Source organism: Serratia sp. CY71090, assembly GCF_052166845.1.
GTDB classification, from domain to species: domain Bacteria; phylum Pseudomonadota; class Gammaproteobacteria; order Enterobacterales; family Enterobacteriaceae; genus Serratia; species Serratia nematodiphila.
The window spans coordinates 99196-119974 of the sequence record NZ_JBJNOA010000014.1; the positions used below are offsets into that span (position 1 = coordinate 99196).

Consider the following 20779-nt stretch of genomic DNA (forward strand, 5'->3'; position numbering starts at 1 on the left):
TCTTATTCCCCTCATTTTCCTGTTGACTCTTTAGCCAACATGCGGCATTTTCTATCTAGACGTCTAAACGTATAGACGCTCATCAAGATGAAATAAAAACAGTGATCGAGAAGAGGTGAGCAGGGTATGAGTTTTTTCCACGCAAACCAGCGGGAAGCGCTGAATCAGAGTCTGGCGGAGTTGAACGGCCAGATTAACGTATCATTCGAGTTCTTCCCGCCACGCACCAGCGAGATGGAAGAGACCCTGTGGCAGTCGATCGATCGTCTGAGCATCCTTAAACCCAAATTCGTTTCCGTCACCTACGGCGCCAACTCCGGCGAGCGCGATCGCACCCACAGCATCATCAAGGGGATCAAGGAGCGCACCGGCCTGGAGGCGGCACCGCACCTGACCTGCATCGACGCCAGCCCGGCGCAGCTGCGCGACATCGCGACCGATTACTGGAACAGCGGCATTCGCCATATCGTGGCGCTGCGCGGCGATCTGCCGCCGGGCGGCGGCAAGCCGGACATGTACGCGACCGATCTGGTGGCGCTGCTGAAAGACGTGGGCGACTTCGATATTTCCGTCGCCGCCTACCCGGAAGTGCACCCGGAGGCGAAGAGCGCCCAGGCGGATTTGATTAACCTGAAGCGCAAGATCGACGCTGGCGCCAGCCGCGCCATCACTCAGTTCTTCTTCGACGTCGAGAGCTACCTGCGCTTTCGCGACCGCTGCGTCGCCGCCGGTATCGACGTGGAAATCGTGCCGGGCATTCTGCCGGTGTCCAACTTCAAGCAGCTGCAGCGCTTTGCCACCATGACCAACGTGCGGGTGCCAAGCTGGATGACCAGCATGTTCGAAGGGCTGGACGACGATGCGGAGACCCGCAAAATGGTCGGTGCCAATATCGCCATGGACATGGTGAAGATCCTCAGCCGCGAAGGGGTGAAAGATTTCCACTTCTATACGCTGAACCGCGCCGAGATGAGCTACGCCATCTGCCACACGCTGGGCGTGCGCCCGGTGGCCGCCGCCTGACGGGCTTGTTCCATTGAAAAAGGGCGTCGCTTTACCGCGGCGCCCTTTTTTTGTGGGGGAAGGCATAAAAAAACGGCCCCGATAAACGGGGCCGCGATTAGGCTCACTAGCCGGTGTTGCGCATCCCGGCGGCGACGCCGGCGATGGTGACCATCAGCGCCTGCTCGACGCGGGCGTCCGGCTGCTCCTGCTGGCGCGAACGGTGCAGCAGTTCGGCCTGCAGGACGTTCAGCGGGTCGGTATAGACGTTGCGCAGCGCGATGGATTCGGCGATCCACGGCAGGTCTTCCATCAGGTGCGCATCGTTGGCGATGGTCAGCACTACCTTGATGTCGCTTTCCAGCTGATCGCGCAGCTGTTGGCCCAGCGGCCACAGCGATTTATCCACCAGGCGCTGATCGTAGTATTCCGCCAGCCACAGGTCGGCCTTGGCGAACACCATTTCCAGCATGGCGATGCGGGTGGAGAAGAACGGCCAGTCGCGGCACATCGCCTCCAGCTCCGCCTGTTTGCCGGCCTTCACCGCTTCCTGCAATCCGGCGCCGGCGCCGAGCCAGGCCGGCAGCATCAGGCGGTTCTGCGTCCAGGCGAAGATCCACGGAATGGCGCGCAGGCTCTCTACGCCGCCGTTCGGCTTGCGTTTGGCCGGGCGCGAGCCCAGCGGCAGTTTACCCAGCTCCAGTTCCGGCGTGGCCGCGCGGAAGTAAGGCACGAAGTCCGGGTTTTCACGCACGTAGCCGCGATACATCCGGCAGGAGGTCTCGGACAGGTCGTCCATCAACGCCCGCCATTCTTTCTTCGGTTCCGGCGGCGGCAGCAGATTGGCCTCGAGGATCGCCCCGGCATACAGCGCCAGGCTGCTGATGGTGACTTCCGGCAGGCCGAATTTGAAGCGGATCATCTCGCCCTGTTCGGTGACGCGCAGGCCGCCCTTCAGGCTGCCCGGCGGCTGCGACAGCAGCGCCGCATGCGCCGGTGCGCCGCCGCGGCCGATGGAACCGCCGCGCCCATGGAACAGCGTCAGCGCCACGCCGGCTTTTTCACAGGTTTTGATCAACGCGTCCTGCGCACGGTACTGCGCCCAGGAAGCGGCCATCACGCCGGCGTCTTTCGCCGAGTCGGAATAGCCGATCATCACCATCTGTTTGCCCTGAATAAAGCCGCGATACCAGTCGATATTCAGCAACTGGGTCATTACGTCGTCGGCGTTGTTCAGATCGTCGAGGGTTTCGAACAGCGGAGCGACCGGCAGCGCGAACGGGCAGCCGGCCTCTTTCAGCAGCAGGTGCACCGCCAGCACGTCGGAAGGCGTGCGCGCCATCGAAATCACGTAGGCGGCGATCGAGCCCTGCGGCGCTTCGGCGATCACCCGGCAGGTTTCCAGCACTTCCTGCGTGTCGGCGCTCGGTTGCCACTTCAGCGGCACCAGCGGGCGTTTGGAGTTCAGTTCGCGGATCAGGAACGCCTGTTTATCGGCTTCCGACCAGCTTTCATAGTCGCCCAGCCCCAGATAGCGGGTCAGCTCGGCGATGGCTTCGGTATGGCGGGTGCTTTCCTGGCGCACGTCGATGCGCACCAGCGGCACGCCGAAGCAGCGCACGCGGCGCAGGGTATCCAGCAGTTGACCGTTGGCGATGATGCCCATGCCGCAGGCCTGCAGCGACTGGTAGCAGGCATACAGCGGCTCCCACAGCTGCTCGTTGTTCACCAGCAGGTCGTGCGGCTTCAGCACGCGCTCGCCCCTCAGGCGACCTTCCAGATAAGCCTGGGAACTCATCAGCTGGCTACGCAGCTGCTTCATGATTTCGCGGTACGGCTCCTGCACCTCATCGCCGCCGGCGCGGGCGCGCAGCTCAGGGGTGCACTCGGTCATCGACAGCTCGGAGACCAGCACCTGGATATCGCGGGTAAACAGGTCGCAGGCTTTCCAGCGGCTGAGCAGCAGCACATGGCGGGTGATTTCGGCGGTGACGTTCGGGTTGCCGTCGCGATCGCCGCCCATCCAGGAGGTGAAGCGCACCGGCACCGCTTCCACCGGCAGGCTGTAATCGATGGAGTTTTCCAGCTGTTCGTTGAATTCGCGCAGGAACGCCGGCACGCCTTCCCACAGGCTGTTTTCCACCACCGCAAAGCCCCATTTGGCTTCGTCGATCGGGGAGGGGCGATGTTTGCGAATTTCATCGGTGTGCCACGACTGGGCCACCAGCTGACGCAGGCGGCGCATGATCTTGTTGCGCTCGTAGTCGGCCAGATCGTTGTGATCGAGCTGGCTGAGGCAGGTGTTGACCTCCACCAGCTTGTGGATCAGGGTGCGGCGGGTGATCTCCGTCGGGTGCGCCGTCAGCACCAGCTCGATGGAAAGTTGCGACACCGCGTGCTGCAGCTCTTTGTCGCTGAGCTTTTTGTCTTTGAGGCGGCTGAACAGCTGCGCCAGCGCTTCCGGGTTGCTGGCGGCTTCGCCGTTGGGCGAAATGCTGTGGTACTGCTCGGCGACGTTGGTCAGGTTGAGGAACTGGCTGAAGGCGCGCGCCACCGGCAGCAGCTCGTCGTTGGACAAGTTCTGCAGGGTGGAGAGCAGCTCCTGGCGATGCGCTTCGTTGCCGGCGCGTGAAGATTTGGAAAGCTTACGGATGGTCTCAACGCGATCGAGAATATGCTCGCCCAGCGCTTCTTTGATGGTATCGCCGAGCAATTTGCCGAGCATACTGACATTACTGCGCATTGCCGAATATTGTTCGTTCATATAACCCCTGACCCAGTTCTGTATGATTTTTATCTTGTAAATAAATTTCACGCGTCAGGCGCAGACCGCCAGCCTGATCACATCGCGTTCCTGTCCAATCGTCAATTGACACTATTTTTAGCAAAAAAACATCAAAATCGGCGCATTTTCTGAAATTTAATTACGCCTCGTCGGTTATCAGCACGGCTTATTTCGCTGTTTTCTACTTATTTTGAGGTAGGGGAAAGCATAAGGCATTTCCCCTGTTAAATGTCGTGTTTATTGCCGGCAAAAGTGACTGACCAGCTGGCCCAACAGTTTGCGCGTCGGTTCGATAAACGCGGTATCGATGTACTCGTCCGGCTGGTGGGCCTGATCGATGGAACCGGGGCCGAGCACCAGGGTCGGGCATACCTGTTGCACGAACGGCGCCTCGGTACAGTAGTTGACCACCTGCGTGCGGGTGCCCAGCAGCTCCTCGATCACCGCCACCATGCGGTGGTCGGTCGGGCACTCGTAGCCCGGCACCGACGCGTGCAGCTCTTCGATGGTCAGGCGGCCCGGCCAGCGTTGGCTCACCGGCTCCAGCGCCTGATGCATCAGTTCGTTGATGTTGTCGAGCGTCATGCCGGGCAGCGGGCGGATATCCAGGTGCAGCTCGCAACAGGCGCAGATGCGGTTGGCCGCGTCACCGCCGCTGATATGGCCGAAGTTCATGGTGGGATAAGGCACGGCGAACGCCGGGTTGTTGTAGCGCTCCTGCAGGGTCTTGCGCAGCTCCATCAGGCGGCCGATGGACTCGTGCATCAGATCGATGGCGTTGACGCCGCGCGCCGGATCGCTGGAGTGGCCGGACTGGCCGACGATGCGAATGGCGTTGGCCATGTGGCCCTTGTGCGCGCGCACCGGCTGCAGCGAGGTCGGCTCGCCGATGATGGCGAAATCCGGCCGAATGGCGGTGGAGGCGGCGAAATAACGCGCGCCGGCCATCGTCGTTTCTTCATCTGCGGTCGCCAGAATGTACAGCGGCTTGGTCAGCTTGCTCGCGTCGATGTCGCGCACCGCGTCCAGAATAAAGGCGAAGAAGCCTTTCATGTCGGCGGTGCCCAGCCCGTAGAGCTTGTTGTCGTGCTCGGTCAGGGTGAAGGGATCGCGCGTCCAGCGGCCTTCGTCGTAAGGCACCGTATCGGTATGGCCGGCCAGCAGCAGGCCGCCGCTGCCTTCACCAATGCTGGCCAGCAGGTTGAATTTGTGGCGCGACTCCGGCACCGGCTGCACGTCGACGCGGAAGTCCAAGTCGGCAAACCATCCGGCCAGCAAGTTGATTAACGCCTCATTGCTCTGATCGAGGCCGGCATCGGTGGCGCTGATTGACGGAGTGGCGATCAACGCCCGGTACAGCTCAATAAATGGAGGTAATTTCATCTTCACTGTTGACAGCCTTTGGTTAGGATAGTATCAATATTCATGCATTTATTTTGAATAAAAATACATTAAGCCGAAGCGTAAGGGAACCCGATGCCCGGATGTTTATAAAAGCATCAACGCCTGGCTCCGTGGGTGAACGGCGCAACAACGCTGGCTAGCCCTGTTACCTGGGTCACAAGCGACCGCACGTCAGTTTAGAAGGTGAAAGGCCACATGTTGAATACGCTGATCGTTGGTGCCAGCGGTTACGCCGGAGCGGAGCTCACGGCTTACCTGAATCGCCACCCACACATGAACATAACCGCTTTAGCGGTTTCAGCGCAAAGTGCAGATGCAGGAAAGTTGCTTTCCGATCTCCATCCCCAGTTGAAAGGCATCGTCGATCTGCCGCTGCAGCCGTTGACCGACGTCGCCAAGGCGGCGCAGGGCATCGACGTGGTGTTCCTCGCCACCGCTCATGAAGTCAGCCACGATATCGCACCGGCCTTCCTGGCGGCAGGCTGCGTGGTGTTCGATCTGTCCGGCGCCTTCCGCGTGCAGGACGCCGGTTTTTATACCCAGTACTACGGTTTCGAGCATCAGCATGGCGCCCTGCTGGAGCAGGCGGTGTACGGCCTGGCGGAGTGGCAGAGCGACAAGATCAAACAGGCGCAGCTGATCGCGGTGCCGGGCTGCTACCCGACGGCGGCGCAGCTGGCGCTGAAACCGTTGATCGAAAAGCAACTGCTGAACCTCGACCAGTGGCCGGTGATCAACGCCACCAGCGGCGTCAGCGGCGCCGGGCGCAAGGCCAGCATGACCACCAGTTTCTGCGAAGTGAGCTTGCAGCCGTACGGTATTTTCACTCACCGGCACCAGCCGGAGATCGCCGCGCACCTGGGCGTGCCGGTTATCTTTACGCCGCACCTGGGTAATTTCCCGCGCGGCATTCTTGAAACCATCACCTGCCGCCTGAAAGCTGGCGTGACCGCGCAGGACGTGGCCGCCGCCTATCATGCCGCCTATGACGACAAGCCGCTGGTGCGGCTGTACGACCAGGGCGTGCCGGCGCTGAAAGCGGTGGTGGGGCTGCCGTTCTGCGACATCGGTTTTGCGGTGCAGGGCGAGCATCTGATCGCCGTGGCGGCGGAAGATAACCTGCTGAAAGGCGCGGCGGCGCAGGCGGTGCAATGCCTGAATATCCGTTTCGGCTTCCCGGAAACCCAATCACTCCTTTAAACCAGCGTGAGTAAACAGCAATGAACCCGTTAATTATCAAGTTAGGTGGCGTGTTATTAGACAGTGAAGAAGCGCTGGAGCGTCTGTTTACCGCGTTGGACAGCTATCGGCAGCAGCACCAGCGCCCGCTGGTGATCGTGCACGGCGGCGGCTGCGTGGTGGACGAACTGATGAAGCAGCTCGCTTTGCCGGTGGTGAAAAAGAACGGCCTGCGGGTCACGCCGGCCGATCAGATCGACATCATCACCGGCGCGCTGGCTGGCACCGCCAACAAAACGCTGCTGGCGTGGGCGATTAAACACCAAATCAACGCTGTCGGCCTGAGCCTGGCGGACGGCGGCAGCTCGGTCGTGACCCCGCTCGATCCGGCATTGGGCCACGTTGGCAACGCGCAGCCCGGCTCGCCCGCGCTGCTCAATACCCTGCTGGGCGCCGGCTACCTGCCGGTTATCAGCTCCATCGGCATCACCGCCGAAGGGCAGTTAATGAACGTGAACGCCGATCAGGCGGCGACGGCGCTGGCCGCGACGCTGGGGGCGGATCTGATCCTGCTGTCGGACGTCAGCGGCATCCTCGACGGCAAGGGCCAACGCATTGCGGAAATGACGGCGCAAAAAGCGGAACAACTGATCGCGCAAGGCATCATCACCGATGGTATGGTGGTGAAGGTGAATGCGGCGCTCGACGCCGCCCGCACCCTCGGCCGCCCGGTGGATATCGCCAGCTGGCGCCATGCCGATCAGCTTCCTGCTTTGTTTAACGGCGTGTCGATTGGCACCCGGATCCTCGCTTAATTTTAGAATTAGAAAGGAATAGATCATGCAAAACCAAGGCATCAAAAAAATCGTTCTGGCGTACTCCGGCGGCCTGGATACCTCGGCCATCATTCCATGGCTGAAAGAGAACTACGGCGGCTGTGAAGTGGTGGCGTTCGTGGCGGACATCGGCCAGGAGCGCAGCGATCTGGAAGGCGTGGAGCAAAAAGCCCTGCAGTCCGGTGCCTCTGAATGTCATGTGGTCGATCTGCGTGAAGAATTTATCCGCGATTACGTTTATCCGGTGCTGCAGACCGGCGCCCTGTACGAAGGCAGCTACCTGCTGGGCACCTCGATGGCGCGGCCGATCATTGCCAAGGCGCAGGTCGAGCTGGCGTTGAAAGTGGGCGCGGACGCGCTGTGCCACGGCGCAACCGGCAAAGGCAACGATCAGGTGCGTTTCGAAACCACCTACACCGCGCTGGCGCCGCAGCTGAAAGTGGTGGCGCCGTGGCGTGAGTGGAACCTGCGTTCCCGTGAAGCGCTGCTGGATTACCTGAAAGAGCGCAATATCCCGACCACCGCATCGCTGGAGAAAATCTACAGCCGCGATGAGAACGCCTGGCACATCTCCACCGAAGGCGGCGTGCTGGAAAGCCCGTGGAATGCGCCGAACAAGGATTGCTGGGTATGGACCGTCGATCCGCAGGAAGCGCCGGATCAGCCTGAGCAGGTGACCGTCACCGTTGAGAAAGGCCGCGTTGTGGCGGTTAACGGGAAAGCGTTGTCGCCTTACCAGTGCCTGGAAACCTTGAACGCGCTGGGCGCCAAGCACGGCGTCGGCCGGATCGACATCGTGGAAAACCGTCTGGTGGGCATCAAATCCCGCGGCTGCTATGAGACCCCGGGGGGCACCATCATGGTGGCGGCGCTGCGCGCCATCGAGCAGCTGGTGCTGGATCGCGACAGCTTCAAATGGCGCGAGCAGCTGGGCCTGGAGATGTCCTATGTGGTGTATGACGGCCGCTGGTTCGCGCCGCTGCGCCGCTCGCTGCAGGCCTCTGCCGAAGCATTGGCTGAAGAGGTGAACGGTGAAGTGGTGCTGCAGCTGTACAAAGGCCAGGTGACGGCGACCCAGAAAAAATCCGCCAACAGCCTGTACTCCGAAGAGTTCGCCACCTTCGGCGAAGACGAAGTTTACGATCACAGCCACGCGGGCGGCTTTATCCGCCTGTTCTCTCTGTCTTCACGCATCCGCGCGTTGAATGAGAAAAAGAATAAATAACCGATTGGCGTGACTCTGCAAGGGCGCAGCATGCTGCGCCCTTTCGCATAAAAATTCAGGAGTAAGGTATGGCACTTTGGGGCGGAAGGTTCACTCAGGCGGCGGATCAGCGGTTCAAGCAACTCAACGATTCGCTGCGGTTCGATTATCGCCTGGCGGAGCAGGATATCGTGGGCTCGGTGGCCTGGTCGAAGGCGCTGGTGACCGTTAACGTGTTGACGGCAACGGAGCAACAGCAGCTGGAGCTGGCGCTGAATGCGCTACTGAAGGAAGTCCAGGCCGAGCCTTTGGCGATCGTCCAAAGCGATGCCGAAGACATCCACAGCTGGGTGGAGCAGAAGCTGATCGAGAAGGTCGGCGATTTGGGCAAGAAGCTGCACACCGGCCGCAGCCGCAACGATCAGGTCGCGACCGATCTGAAGCTGTGGTGCAAACAGCAGATCGGCGATCTGCATCAGGCGATCGTCCAGCTGCAGCAGGCGCTGGTGGAGACCGCCGAAGCCAACCAGGATGCGGTGATGCCGGGGTATACCCACCTGCAACGCGCGCAGCCGGTGACTTTCGCGCACTGGTGCCTGGCCTATGTCGAGATGCTGGCGCGCGATGAAAGCCGCCTGCAGGATACCCTGAAACGGCTGGACGTCAGCCCGCTGGGCAGCGGCGCGCTGGCCGGCACTGCTTATCCTATCGATCGCGAGCAGCTGGCCGGCTGGCTGGGCTTCGCCTCGGCGACCCGCAACAGCCTGGACAGCGTATCCGATCGCGATCACGTGTTGGAACTGCTGTCCAACGCCGCCATCAGCATGGTGCATCTGTCGCGCTTCGCCGAAGATCTGATCTTCTTCAACAGCGGCGAGGCGGCGTTTGTCGAGCTGTCCGACCGCGTGACCTCCGGCTCTTCGTTGATGCCGCAGAAGAAAAACCCGGACGCGCTGGAGCTGATCCGCGGCAAGTGCGGCCGCGTACAGGGCGCGCTGACCGGCATGATGATGACGCTGAAAGGCCTGCCGCTGGCGTACAACAAAGACATGCAGGAAGACAAAGAAGGGTTGTTCGACGCGCTCGACACCTGGATGGACTGCCTGCAGATGGCGGCGCTGGTGCTGGACGGCATTCAGGTGAAGCGCCCGCGCTGCCAGGAAGCGGCGGAGCAGGGCTATGCCAACGCCACCGAGCTGGCGGATTACCTGGTCGCCAAGGGCGTGCCGTTCCGCGAAGCGCACCATATCGTCGGTGAGGCAGTGGTAGAAGCGATTCGCCAGGGCAAACCGCTGGAAGCGCTGCCGCTGGCGGATTTGCAGCAGTTCAGCGCGACGATCGCTGACGATGTCTACCCGATCCTGGCGTTGCAATCCTGCCTGGACAAACGTGCGGCCAAAGGCGGCGTCGCGCCGCAACAGGTGGCCGCGGCAATCGCCGCAGCGAAACAGCGTTTGGCTTGACGACGACAAGGGCGGCCTGGCGCCGCCCTTGAACCTCTACCCCGCCAGGCGGGCGCACAGATAACGGTTCAGGCTCACGCCTTCTTCCATCGCGCCGATCGCCAGCCGGCGATGCTGTTCCGGCGTCATGCGCAACACCAGTTTTCCGCTGAAGTTCTTTTCCGCCAGCGCCTGCGGCGGCGTTTCGCCTTGCGCCAGCATATCGGCGATCGTTTCGCTCACCACTTTTTCGATGCCCTCCAGTGCGCCGGTACGCGTGGCGGCCAGCCAGGACAGCGAGGGGAATTCGGCGCACAGCCCGACATATTCACGATCTTCCGCTGACCAGGTGATGCGATAGGTATAGTGTTCATGCTTTTCCATGCTCTTCCTCCATTCTGGCTCTGTCCTCCATTTTAGTGTCATTATTGATATCACTTCAGTGCCAAAGCATAAAAATGCGTGCAGGAGGGCCGTGAGGCAAGAGGAGGGAGGAAAATCTGGAAAGCGCTGCGCAAAAAAACCGGGCCTGAAGGCCCGGTGGGTATGAATGGAGAATGAGGGGTTATTCGCCCGGGCAGCGCTGGCAGCGCTCGATTTCGGCCGCGCCGAGTTTGAGCTTCGCCTGCAGGTCGCGCAGCGCGGTGCGCAAGCCTTCTTCGATCACTGGATGATAGAACGGCATGTCCAGCATCTGATCGACGGTCATCTGCTGCTGGTGCGCCCAGGCCAACAGGTGCGCAATGTGTTCGGCGTCCGGGCCGATCATTTCCGCGCCGAGGAAACGGCCGGTGCCCTGTTCGCCGTAAACGTGCAGAACGCCCTTGTTGCGCAGCATCACCCGAGAGCGGCCCTGATTCTCAAACGAGACCTTGCCCACTTCAAAACAGCCGCAGGCGCTGAACTTCTCGCTCAGCTCGCGGAAGGTCGAGCCGACCATGGCGATCTGCGGATCGGAGAACACCACCGAAATCGCGCTGCGGCGCAGACCCGGATTGATCTCCGGGAAGCTGCCGGCGTTGGCGCCGGCGATGCGCGCCTGATCGCTGGCCTCATGCAGCAGCGGCAGCTGGTTGCTGGCGTCGCCTGCGATGAAGATATGCGGCACGCTGGTTTGCATCGTCAGGCGGTCGGCCAGCGGCACGCCTCGAGCGTCGAGCTGCAAACCGGTGTTTTCGAGGCCTAACCGATCGACGTTGGGGCGGCGGCCAGTGGCGGCCAACACGTAGTCCACCAGGATCTCCTGCGGTTGGCACTGCAGATCCCGATAGCGGATAAACACCTTGTCGCCTTCGCGCTGCATCATCTCCACTTTCACGTCGGCGTCGAGATAGAACTCTTCCCCCAACGTTTTCGCGGCGTAATCGCGCACGGCGCTGTCGGTGAGCGGCCCGACGGCGCCGCCGATGCCGAAGACCCGGGTGTCGACCCCGAGGCGGTGCAGCGCTTGCCCCAGTTCCAGCCCGATGACGCCGGGGCCGAACACCGCTACGGACTGCGGCAAATCATCCCAGTTGAAGAGATCGTCGTTGACGATCAGGCGATCGCCCAGTTCGTTCCACGGCGCCGGCCAGCTGGGGCGGGAGCCGGTGGCGATTACGATGCGCTGCGCCACAATGCGCGTATGCTCATCGACCTGCAGCGTGTTGTCGTCGATAAAGCGGGCATAGCCCTGAATTTTGTCGCCGGCCGGGATCTCGTCCACGCCTTCCAGCACGAAGCCGACGAAACGATCGCGTTCGCGTTTGACGCGAGCCATCACCTCGCGCCCGTCAATGCGCGTTTTGCCGGTTGGGTGCACGCCAAAGCCCGGCGCACGTTCGATTTGATGCACCGCTTCGGCGGCGGCGATCAATAATTTGGATGGCATGCAGCCAACGCGCGCACAGGTGGTGCCATAAGGCCCGCCTTCGATCATCACCACGCTGGGGGTAGACAGCTTGGCCTCTCGGTAGGCGCCGAGCCCTGCGGTGCCGCCGCCGATGACCGCGACATCAACGTTCAACAGTTTCATATCCGCTCCTGAAAGGTAAAAAAAAGGCGGGCCGTAGCCCGCCAAAGTTCACGTTGGCTTTGTTATTACTTATTAAGCTGACAGGAAGGTTTCCAGATCGTCGCTGCCGCCGATGTGACGGCCGCCGATGAATACCTGCGGCACCGTGGCGCGGCCGCTGACGGCGCGCAGGCTGACGGTGGTGGCGTCTTTGCCCAGCACGATCTCTTCATACTGAATGCCGCGCTCTTGCAGCATCTGCTTGGCTTTGGCGCAGAATGGGCAGCCCGGTTTGGTGAACAGGGAGACCGATTCCTGCACTTTGAATTCCGGCGCCAGGTATTTCAGCATGGTGTCGGCGTCGGACACTTCAAACGGGTCGCCCGGCTTGTTTGGTTCGACAAACATTTTCTCGACCACGCCGTCGCGCACCAGCATCGAGTAGCGCCATGAGCGAGGGCCAAAGCCCAGATCCGCTTTCTCAACCAGCATGTTCATACCTTTGGTGAATTCACCGTTGCCGTCCGGCACGAAAGTGATGTTTTCCGCATGCTGATCGGCTTTCCAGGCGTTCATGACGAAGGTGTCGTTCACTGAGACGCAAAGAATGCTGTCGACGCCGTGCTGCTTGAATACGCTGGACAGCTCGTTGTAACGCGGCAGATGGCTTGAAGAGCAGGTCGGCGTAAACGCGCCCGGCAGCGAGAACACGATAACGGTTTTGTTTTTGAACAGGTCATCAGTGGTCACATCAATCCATTGGTCGCCCTGACGGGTGTGGAAAGTAACCTGAGGAACTTTCTTGCCTTCTTGACTGGTAAACATTGATTAACCCCTTAATTAGGAAAAGTAATTTTTAGCATTTAGCGCGATATCGCTTCGTTGGGACACATTATTGTCGCTGGGGCTTGATAGATCTAATCGCTCATTGCTATCTTATCTATCGCCATGAGCTATCATGGAATGGAGGGAAACAATGAATATTCGTGATTTAGAGTATCTGGTCGCCTTGGCCGAGCACCGGCACTTCCGCCGCGCGGCCGATTCATGCCATGTGAGCCAGCCCACGCTGAGCGGGCAGATCCGCAAGCTGGAAGACGAGTTGGGCGTCATGCTGCTCGAGCGCACCAGCCGCAAGGTGCTGTTCACCCAGGCCGGTCTGTTGCTGGTGGAGCAGGCGCGTACCGTGCTGCGCGAAGTGAAAGTGTTGAAGGAGATGGCCAGCCAGCAGGGCGAAGCCATGTCCGGGCCGCTGCACATCGGCCTGATCCCGACCGTGGGGCCTTATCTGCTGCCGCAGATCATACCGACACTGCACAAAACCTTCCCGAAACTGGAAATGTACCTGCACGAAGCGCAAACCCACCAACTGCTGGCGCAACTCGACAGCGGCAAACTGGACTGCGCCATTCTGGCGTTGGTGAAGGAAACCGAGGCGTTTATCGAAGTGCCTCTGTTCGATGAACCGATGAAGCTGGCGGTGTACTCCGATCACCCGTGGGCGCAGCGCGAGCGCGTGGCGATGCCGGATTTAGCGGGAGAGAAGCTGCTGATGTTGGAAGATGGCCACTGCCTGCGCGATCAGGCGATGGGCTTCTGCTTCCAGGCGGGCGCGGACGAAGATACTCACTTCCGCGCCACCAGTCTGGAAACGTTGCGCAATATGGTCGCTGCCGGCAGCGGCATTACCCTGCTGCCGTCACTGGCGGTGCCGCCGCAGCGCGAACGCGACGGCGTGTGCTATCTGGATTGCTACAAGCCGGAGCCGAAGCGCACCATCGCGTTGGTGTATCGCCCCGGTTCCCCACTGCGCAGCCGTTATGAGCAGTTGGCCGAAGCGATCCGCGAGCACATGCAGGGCTACATCGACAGCGCGTTAAAACAGGCGGTTTAAGCCGTTAAGCGCCGCCACCCGGTAGGCTTCGGCCATGGTCGGATAGTTGAAGGTCGTATTAACGAAATACTCGATGGTATTGCCTTCACCTTTCTGTTCCATGATCGCCTGACCGATGTGGATGATCTCCGCCGCACGCTCGCCGAAGCAGTGGATCCCGAGGATCTGCAGGGTGTCGCGATGGAACAGGATCTTCAGGCTGCCGACGTTCATCCCGGCTATCTGCGCGCGCGCCAGATGCTTGAACTGGGCGCGGCCCACTTCATACGGCACCTTCATCGCGGTCAGTTCCTGCTCGGTTTTGCCGACGGAGCTGATTTCCGGAATGGTGTAGATGCCGGTCGGGATATCTTCGATTAAGTGACCGCTGGCTTCGCCGGAGGCGATCGCTTGCGCGGCGATGCGGCCCTGATCGTAGGCGGCGGAAGCCAGGCTCGGATAGCCGATCACGTCACCGACCGCATAGATGTGCGACAGCGCGGTCTGATACATGCTGTTCACTTTCAGCAGCCCGCGGCTGTCCGACTCCAGACCGACGTTCTCCAACCCCAACGAATCGGTGTTGCCGGTACGGCCGTTGGCGTACAGCAGGCAGTCCGCTTTCACCTTCTTGCCGGACTTCAGGTGCACGATCACGCCGTCTTCGGTGCCTTCGATCTTCTCGAATTCTTCGTTGTGGCGGATCACCACGCCGTTGTTCCAGAAGTGGTAAGAGAGCGAATCCGACATCTCTTGATCGAGGAACGCCAGCAGCCGATCGCGGGTGTTGATCAGATCCACCTTGACGTTCAGGCCGCGGAAGATAGACGCATACTCGCAGCCGATCACCCCGGCGCCGTAAATGATCACGTGGCGCGGTTCATGGCTCAGTTCGAGGATGGAATCGCTGTCGTAGATGCGCGGGTGATTGAAATCGACGCTGGCCGGATGGTAAGGGCGCGAGCCGCAGGCGATCACGATGTGGTCGGCGCGGATGGTGTCCTGGGTGCCGTCCATGTAGCTGACGCTGACGGTGTTGGCGTCGATGAAGCGCGCGTCGCCGGCGAACAGCTTGCACTGGTTCCGCTCATAGAACCCTTGGCGCATGCGGGTCTGCTGGCTGATGACGTTATCGGCGTGGCGTAAAATGTCAGGGAAGGTCGCGCTAAGCGTGCGCGAATTGTTGTAAAGCGGGTTCTGGTTGAATTCGATAATGCGGCTGACGGCGTGGCGGAGGGCTTTGGAAGGGATGGTGCCCCAATGGGTACATCCGCCGCCTACGTTGTTGTACCGTTCGATAACGGCCACACGGGCGCCCTGTTTCACCAGCCCCATGGCGGCACCTTCACCACCAGGGCCCGAGCCAATCACTATGGCATCAAATTGATAGTGCTGTTGCATGTAGGAGAGACCTGTTTTTTTATACAAGATTACAACGGTATCTTAACATCATAGCGCTGCTCACCCAATCACCATTAGGCTTTTTGAGTCAAAGCATAATCGGCTCAGGGCGGAAGTGTGATAGAGCGCGTTAGTATAAATGCTGTTGCAATAAAATTTGCTATATTGCCGAGTCTAGGGCGTTAGACTGAGAGAATGGAACCTATCCGGATATGCATATGGGCGTCAGAGCACAACAAAAAGAACGGACTCGTCGTTCCCTGATCGAAGCCGCATTCAGCCAGCTGAGCGCCGAACGCAGCTTCGCCAGCCTGAGCCTGCGGGAAGTTTCACGCGAGGCGGGCATCGCGCCCACGTCGTTTTACCGCCATTTCCGCGACGTGGATGAGCTTGGGCTGACCATGGTGGATGAAAGCGGCCTGATGCTGCGTCAGTTGATGCGCCAGGCGCGCCAACGCATCGCCAAGGGCGGCAGCGTGATCCGCACCTCGGTGTCCACCTTTATGGAATTTATCGGCAACAACCCGAACGCCTTCCGCCTGCTGCTGCGCGAGCGCTCCGGCACGTCGGCGGCATTTCGTGCGGCGGTGGCGCGCGAGATCCAGCATTTCATCGCCGAACTGGCGGACTACCTCGAGTTGGAAAACCACATGCCGCGCAGCTTTACCGAAGCGCAGGCGGAAGCGATGGTCACCATCGTGTTCAGCGCCGGCGCGGAAGCGCTGGATATCGATGTCGAGCAGCGGCAGCAGCTGGAAGAACGGCTGGTGCTGCAGCTGCGGATGATCTCCAAAGGGGCGTATTACTGGTATCGTCGCGAACAAGAAAAAGCTTCTGTGTCCCACGTATAAAAAAGGTAAAAAATGATGGAAAAACCAGGCCGTGAAAATGGCACCTTACTGCTGGCGTTGATTGCCGGCCTTTCGATCAACGGTTCCTTTGCCGCGCTGTTCAGCTCGGTGGTGCCGTTTTCGATCTTCCCGCTGATTGCGTTGGTGCTGGCGGTGTACTGTCTGCATCAGCGTTACCTGAACCGCGCCATGCCGGACGGCATGCCGAAGCTGGCGGCGGCCTGCTTCCTGCTGGGGCTGTTGATGTACAGCGCCATCGTGCGCGCCGAATACCCGCAGATCGGCTCCAACTTCCTGCCGTCGGTGATCTGTGTGGCGCTGGTGCTGTGGATTGGGGTCAAGCTGAAGGCGCGCAAGGCGCTGGATGCGCCGACTCAAGAGCCGTAATGAAACGGGGCGCCATCATGGCGCCCCTGTCGTATCAGCGGTGTTTTTCCAGCAACACGCCGCATTCCATGTGATGGGTATACGGGAACTGGTCGAACAGCGCCAGGCGGCTGACCCGGTGCGTGGCCTGCAGCGTTTCCAGGTTGGCGCACAGCGTTTCCGGATTGCATGAAATATACAGAATGCGCGGGTAAGCCTGCACCATCTTCACCGTTTCCGCGTCCAGCCCGCTGCGCGGCGGATCGACGAAAATCGTCTCGCAGTTGTAGCCGCTCAGATCGATGCCTTTCAACCGGTTGAATTCGCGTACTCCGTTCATCGCCTGAGTGAAGTCTTCTGCCGCCATGCGGATGATCTGCACGTTGTCGATATGGTTGGCGGCGATGTTGTACTGCGCCGCCGCCACCGACGGCTTGGCGATCTCGGTCGCCAGCACGCGCTCGAAATTGCGCGCCAACGCCAGCGAGAAGTTGCCGTTGCCGCAGTACAGCTCCAGCAAATCGCCTTTGGAACCGGCGGTGACCGCCAGCGCCCATTCCAGCATCTGCACGTTCATGGCCGCGTTGGGTTGAGTAAAGCTGTTTTCCACCTGGCGGTAGATCATGTCGCGGCCGGCGACCGTCAGCACTTCGTCAACATAATCCTGGTCGAGCATGATTTTGGTCTTCGACGCCCGGCCGATCAACTGCAGGTCGAAACCCTGCGCGCGCAGCTCGTCGCGCAGTTGCTCGGCGCGCTGCTGCCAAGCGTCATCCAGCTTGCGGTGGTACAGCAGCGAGGCGATGATTTTACCGCTTTGCGTCGACAGATAGTCGATCTGGAACAGCTTGTGACGCAGGATCGGCTCCGGTTTCAGCGCGGCGATCAGGGCGCTCATCAGGCGGTTGATCAGTTCGCTGGCGGCCGGGAATTGATCGACGCGAATACGCTGCTTGGTCTGCTGATCGAACATGATGTGATACATGTCGTCCGCGTCGTGCCAGATGCGGAACTCGGCGCGCATGCGGTAGTGGTCGACTGGCGAGCGGAACACTTCCGGCTCGGGCGCCGCGAACGGTGACATCAACGTCTTCAGGCGGGCGACTTTCTCCGCCAGTTGGTCATCGTAACGTTCAATAGGCAAATTCTCGGGCGTCATGTGTGTCTTCTCGTCAGGCAAATTTGATCAGCGGGGATTGTAGGGAATCAGCCCGTGAAGTCCAGTTTTGTCGCGTTTATTATTTGTAACATTAGTAGCAGTCTAGACATCTATTTGCATTGATCGTAGCATTGCCGTCCGGCCTCAAGCAGCGAGTGAAAAGGGAATCCGGTGTGAATCCGGAGCTGACGCGCAGCGGTAAGGGGAAGTCACGGCGATAGCGTTTTGACGCAGACACTGTCCACTGCAGGATGGGAAGTCATCGCCCGTTGCCGGTCGCGCCCCGCGGCCCGCAAATCCCAAGCCCGAAGACCTGCCGGTGTTACGTCGCAATATCCGTGGCCGTCGCGAACTACCGGCCATGATCCTGCGGCATCCGCCAATTAAGTTTGGATGCTTTTCTCATGACAATTACAAAAAATACGCTGCTGGCGGTGGTCTCCTCCGTCACGGCTTTTTCTGGATGGGCGCAAGACAACACTACAGCCACGAATGGCGATAATCTGGTGGTAACCGCCAACCGTTTCCCGCAGCCGGTTTCTTCCGTGTTGGCGCCGACCTCCGTCGTCACCCGTAACGATATCGATCGCTGGCAGGCCAAGAGCCTGACCGACGTGATGCGCCGTTTGCCAGGCGTGGACATTGCGCAGAATGGCGGCCTGGGGCAGCAAAGTTCGTTGTTTATTCGCGGCACCAATTCCAGCCATGTGCTGGTGTTAATTGACGGTATTCGCCTTAATCAGGCGGGCGTCAGCGGCTCTTCCGATCTCAGCCAAATCCCGATCTCGCTGGTGCAGAAAGTCGAATACATTCGCGGCCCGCGTTCGGCGGTATACGGTTCCGACGCCATCGGCGGCGTAGTCAACATTATTACCACCCGCGAAAAGAACGGCACGACGCTGGCTGCCGGCGTCGGCTCCAACGGCTATCAATCCTACGATGCGTCGACGCAACAGCCGCTGGGCGACAGCACCGTGGCGACGGTGGCGGGGAACTACACCTATGCCAAAGGGTATAATGTTATAGCGAACTTGCCGGACAGCTTCGGCAATCCTGCACAGCCTGACCGCGACGGCTTTATGAGCAAATCTCTGTATGGCGGCATTGAGCACAAGTTCAATGAGGCGTTCAGCGGCTTTGTTCGTGGTTATGGTTATGACAATCGCACGGCCTATGACGGTAATTACAGTTATTCGGATCCGGCGCATTTAGATGCGTTGCCTGACACTCGCCAACTCTATAGCCAAAGTTGGGATAGCGGTCTGCGCTATCAGGACGGCATCTATGCTACGCAGTTGATCGCGAGCTATAGCCATACCAAAGACTATAACTACGATCCCAAATACGGCCCTTATTCTGCGTCTGCAACCCTGGATGACTCCACGCAATACAATGTGCAGTGGGGCAATACGTTCCAGGTTGCTCAAGGCCATATCAGTACGGGTGTCGATTGGCAGAATCAGAAAATCGAACCGGGTACGGCTTACATCACTGATAGCAAGAGCCAACGTAATACCGGGCTCTATCTGACGGCGCAGCAACAAGTGGATGCCTTTACTTTGGAAGGTGCGGTGCGCGGTGACGATAACTCGCAGTTTGGTTGGCATGGCACTTGGCAAACCAGCGTGGCTTGGGAATTTGTTGAGGGCTATCGCGCCATCGCGTCTTATGGTACTGCGTTTAAAGCGCCAAATTTGGGGCAGCAGTACGGCAGCTTTGGCGGCAACCCGGATTTGAAACCGGAAGAAAGCAAACAGTGGGAAGGGGGCTTTGAGGGGCTGACCGGCCCGGTCACCTGGCGCGTTACCGGTTATCGCAATGATATAGATAATCTGATCAGCTATGCATCAAGCGGTTCAGGTTCAGCCTATTACAATGTTAATCAGGCAAGGATTAAAGGTGTTGAAGCGACGGCGTCTTTTGATACCGGCCCGCTGACGCATCAGATTGGTTACGATTATGTCGACCCGCGCAACGCCAAGACCAACGAAGTGCTGTTGCGCCGCGCCAAACAGCAGGTGAAATATGAGCTGGACTGGCAGCTGTATGACTTTGATTGGGCGGTAACCTACCAGTATCTGGGAGAGCGCTACGACGGTGATTACAGCGGCTACACTACGCGTACGGTTAAACTTGGCGGCGTGAGCCTGTGGGATCTCGCAGTTTCGTATCCGGTCACATCTCATCTGACAGTTCGTGGTAGAATTGCCAACCTGTTTGATAAAGATTATGAGACGGCCTATGGCTACGCTACTCCAGGAAGAGAATACTACCTCACTGGAAGCTATACCTTCTAACAGCACCGCCACACCTCGCCCGACGGTGCTGGTTTTTGATTCCGGCGTCGGCGGGCTGTCGGTGTATCAGGAGATTCGGCAGTTGCTGCCGGATCTCCACTATATATACGCGTTCGACAACGTGGCGTTCCCCTACGGCGAGAAGTCCGAAGAGTTTATCGTTGAGCGCGTGCTGGAGATTGTCGGCGCGGTGCAGCAGCGTCATCCTCTGGCGATTGTCGTCATCGCCTGCAACACCGCCAGCACGGTCTCCTTGCCGGCCCTGCGCGAGCGTTTCAGTTTCCCGGTCGTGGGCGTGGTGCCCGCCATCAAACCTGCGGCCCGTCTTACCGTCAACGGCATTGTCGGCCTGTTGGCGACCCGCGGCACCGTACAGCGCAGCTACACCCATGAGCTGATTTCCCGGTTCGCCACCGATTGCAAGATTGAGCTGCTGGGCTCTTCTGAACTGGTGGAGCTGGCGGAAGCCAAGCTGCACGGCGAAGCCGTGCCGCTGCCGGTGCTGAAGAAGATCCTGCATCCTTGGCTGAGCATGCGCGAGCCGCCGGATACGGTCGTGCTGGGCTGCACCCATTTTCCTCTGTTAGCTGAAGAGCTGATGCAGGTGTTGCCCGAAGGCACCCGATTGGTGGATTCCGGCGCGGCGATTGCCCGCCGCACCGCCTGGCTCATCTCTACGCAGGAAAGCCTGGTCTCGAGCCAGGAAGAGAATCTGGCGTATTGCATGGCGTTAAATGAAGATACTGACGCTTTATTGCCCGTTTTGCAGGGCTATGGCTTTAAATCGTTGAAAAAACTGCCGCTTTAACGGTGTTTTGGTCAAACATTCAACGGTCGGAAAAAATATTGAAAATAGGGGTTGCGGCTCGCCGAGAACTCCCTATAATGCGCCTCCACTGACCGGGAACAACGACTGACAAGCCGCCGGGTCAGCGAGAAGAAAGCGAAATAAACGCTTGACTCTCCGGGCGAAAAGCGTAGTATACG

The 20779-nt window shown here is 59.7% G+C and carries 17 protein-coding genes and 1 riboswitch; of the genes, 10 read left to right on the top strand and 7 right to left on the bottom strand.

The window, feature by feature from the left end:
• The first annotated feature begins 126 nt into the window (after nucleotides 1-126).
• Complete coding sequence (gene metF / locus ACJ8OK_RS22035) at nucleotides 127-1023, top strand: methylenetetrahydrofolate reductase (RefSeq protein WP_004931071.1); 897 nt, start codon at nucleotides 127-129, stop codon at nucleotides 1021-1023.
• Nucleotides 1024-1129: 106 nt separating this feature from the next.
• Here metF and ppc read toward each other — a convergent pair whose 3' ends face one another.
• Together ppc and argE are read right to left on the bottom strand one after the other, a co-directional pair.
• Complete coding sequence (ppc, locus tag ACJ8OK_RS22040; RefSeq protein ID WP_442531043.1) at nucleotides 1130-3766, bottom strand: phosphoenolpyruvate carboxylase; 2637 nt, start codon at nucleotides 3764-3766, stop codon at nucleotides 1130-1132.
• Nucleotides 3767-4024: 258 nt separating this feature from the next.
• Complete coding sequence (gene argE, locus ACJ8OK_RS22045; RefSeq protein ID WP_442531044.1) at nucleotides 4025-5170, bottom strand: acetylornithine deacetylase; 1146 nt, start codon at nucleotides 5168-5170, stop codon at nucleotides 4025-4027.
• Between the two features lie 216 nt (nucleotides 5171-5386).
• Between argE and argC the strand changes: the two genes are divergently transcribed.
• From argC to argH, 4 genes are all read left to right on the top strand, one after another.
• Nucleotides 5387-6391: an N-acetyl-gamma-glutamyl-phosphate reductase gene (gene argC, locus ACJ8OK_RS22050; protein ID WP_004931065.1), complete on the top strand. Its 1005-nt coding sequence runs from the start codon at nucleotides 5387-5389 to the stop codon at nucleotides 6389-6391.
• A 20-nt stretch (nucleotides 6392-6411) separates the two neighbouring features.
• A complete protein-coding gene (argB, locus tag ACJ8OK_RS22055; RefSeq protein WP_033631319.1) occupies nucleotides 6412-7185 on the top strand; it encodes an acetylglutamate kinase in 774 nt (257 codons plus the stop codon).
• Nucleotides 7186-7210: 25 nt separating this feature from the next.
• Nucleotides 7211-8431, top strand: a complete 1221-nt coding sequence (locus ACJ8OK_RS22060) for an argininosuccinate synthase (protein ID WP_004931061.1) — start codon at nucleotides 7211-7213, stop codon at nucleotides 8429-8431.
• Between the two features lie 68 nt (nucleotides 8432-8499).
• A complete protein-coding gene (gene argH / locus ACJ8OK_RS22065) occupies nucleotides 8500-9873 on the top strand; it encodes an argininosuccinate lyase (RefSeq protein ID WP_033631318.1) in 1374 nt (457 codons plus the stop codon).
• Between the two features lie 36 nt (nucleotides 9874-9909).
• Here argH and ACJ8OK_RS22070 read toward each other — a convergent pair whose 3' ends face one another.
• The 3 genes from ACJ8OK_RS22070 to ACJ8OK_RS22080 form a co-directional block, all read right to left on the bottom strand.
• Nucleotides 9910-10236, bottom strand: a complete 327-nt coding sequence (locus ACJ8OK_RS22070; protein WP_019452249.1) for a type II toxin-antitoxin system HicB family antitoxin — start codon at nucleotides 10234-10236, stop codon at nucleotides 9910-9912.
• A gap of 181 nt (nucleotides 10237-10417) precedes the next feature.
• A complete protein-coding gene (locus ACJ8OK_RS22075) occupies nucleotides 10418-11866 on the bottom strand; it encodes a dihydrolipoyl dehydrogenase (RefSeq protein ID WP_442531045.1) in 1449 nt (482 codons plus the stop codon).
• Between the two features lie 72 nt (nucleotides 11867-11938).
• The gene (locus ACJ8OK_RS22080; RefSeq protein ID WP_004931051.1) at nucleotides 11939-12670 is read right to left on the bottom strand and encodes a glutathione peroxidase; all 732 of its coding nucleotides are present in this window, start codon (nucleotides 12668-12670) and stop codon (nucleotides 11939-11941) included.
• A gap of 151 nt (nucleotides 12671-12821) precedes the next feature.
• On the opposite strand from ACJ8OK_RS22080, the gene oxyR reads away from it, so the two are divergent.
• On the top strand, nucleotides 12822-13739 hold the full coding sequence (oxyR, locus tag ACJ8OK_RS22085) for a DNA-binding transcriptional regulator OxyR (RefSeq protein ID WP_015379402.1): 918 nt from the start codon (nucleotides 12822-12824) through the stop codon (nucleotides 13737-13739).
• Here the strand turns inward: oxyR and sthA are convergent.
• Nucleotides 13722-15119 (bottom strand): Si-specific NAD(P)(+) transhydrogenase, encoded by a 1398-nt coding sequence (gene sthA, locus ACJ8OK_RS22090; RefSeq protein WP_004931047.1) that lies wholly within the window; start codon nucleotides 15117-15119, stop codon nucleotides 13722-13724. The genes oxyR and sthA overlap by 18 nt on opposite strands.
• Nucleotides 15120-15337: 218 nt before the next feature.
• Here sthA and fabR point away from each other — a divergent pair, with 218 nt between their 5' ends.
• Together fabR and ACJ8OK_RS22100 are read left to right on the top strand one after the other, a co-directional pair.
• Nucleotides 15338-15970, top strand: coding sequence for an HTH-type transcriptional repressor FabR (fabR, locus tag ACJ8OK_RS22095; protein ID WP_004931044.1), 633 nt, complete (start codon nucleotides 15338-15340; stop codon nucleotides 15968-15970).
• 15 nt (nucleotides 15971-15985) lie between these two features.
• Entirely contained in the window at nucleotides 15986-16357 is a 372-nt protein-coding gene (locus tag ACJ8OK_RS22100) for a YijD family membrane protein (RefSeq protein ID WP_004931042.1), read from the top strand.
• Between the two features lie 34 nt (nucleotides 16358-16391).
• On the opposite strand, the gene trmA is transcribed toward ACJ8OK_RS22100, so the two are convergent.
• Nucleotides 16392-17495, bottom strand: a complete 1104-nt coding sequence (gene trmA, locus ACJ8OK_RS22105; protein WP_033631315.1) for a tRNA (uridine(54)-C5)-methyltransferase TrmA — start codon at nucleotides 17493-17495, stop codon at nucleotides 16392-16394.
• 122 nt (nucleotides 17496-17617) lie between these two features.
• Nucleotides 17618-17830, top strand: a riboswitch (cobalamin riboswitch).
• A 69-nt stretch (nucleotides 17831-17899) separates the two neighbouring features.
• Between trmA and btuB the strand changes: the two genes are divergently transcribed.
• The gene (gene btuB, locus ACJ8OK_RS22110) at nucleotides 17900-19792 is read left to right on the top strand and encodes a TonB-dependent vitamin B12 receptor BtuB (protein WP_060557937.1); all 1893 of its coding nucleotides are present in this window, start codon (nucleotides 17900-17902) and stop codon (nucleotides 19790-19792) included.
• Nucleotides 19737-20600 carry a glutamate racemase gene (gene murI / locus ACJ8OK_RS22115; protein ID WP_033631312.1) on the top strand — a complete coding sequence of 288 codons (864 nt, stop codon included), beginning with the start codon at nucleotides 19737-19739 and terminating at the stop codon, nucleotides 20598-20600. The genes btuB and murI overlap by 56 nt, the downstream gene beginning before the upstream one ends.
• Nucleotides 20601-20779 lie beyond the last annotated feature (179 nt).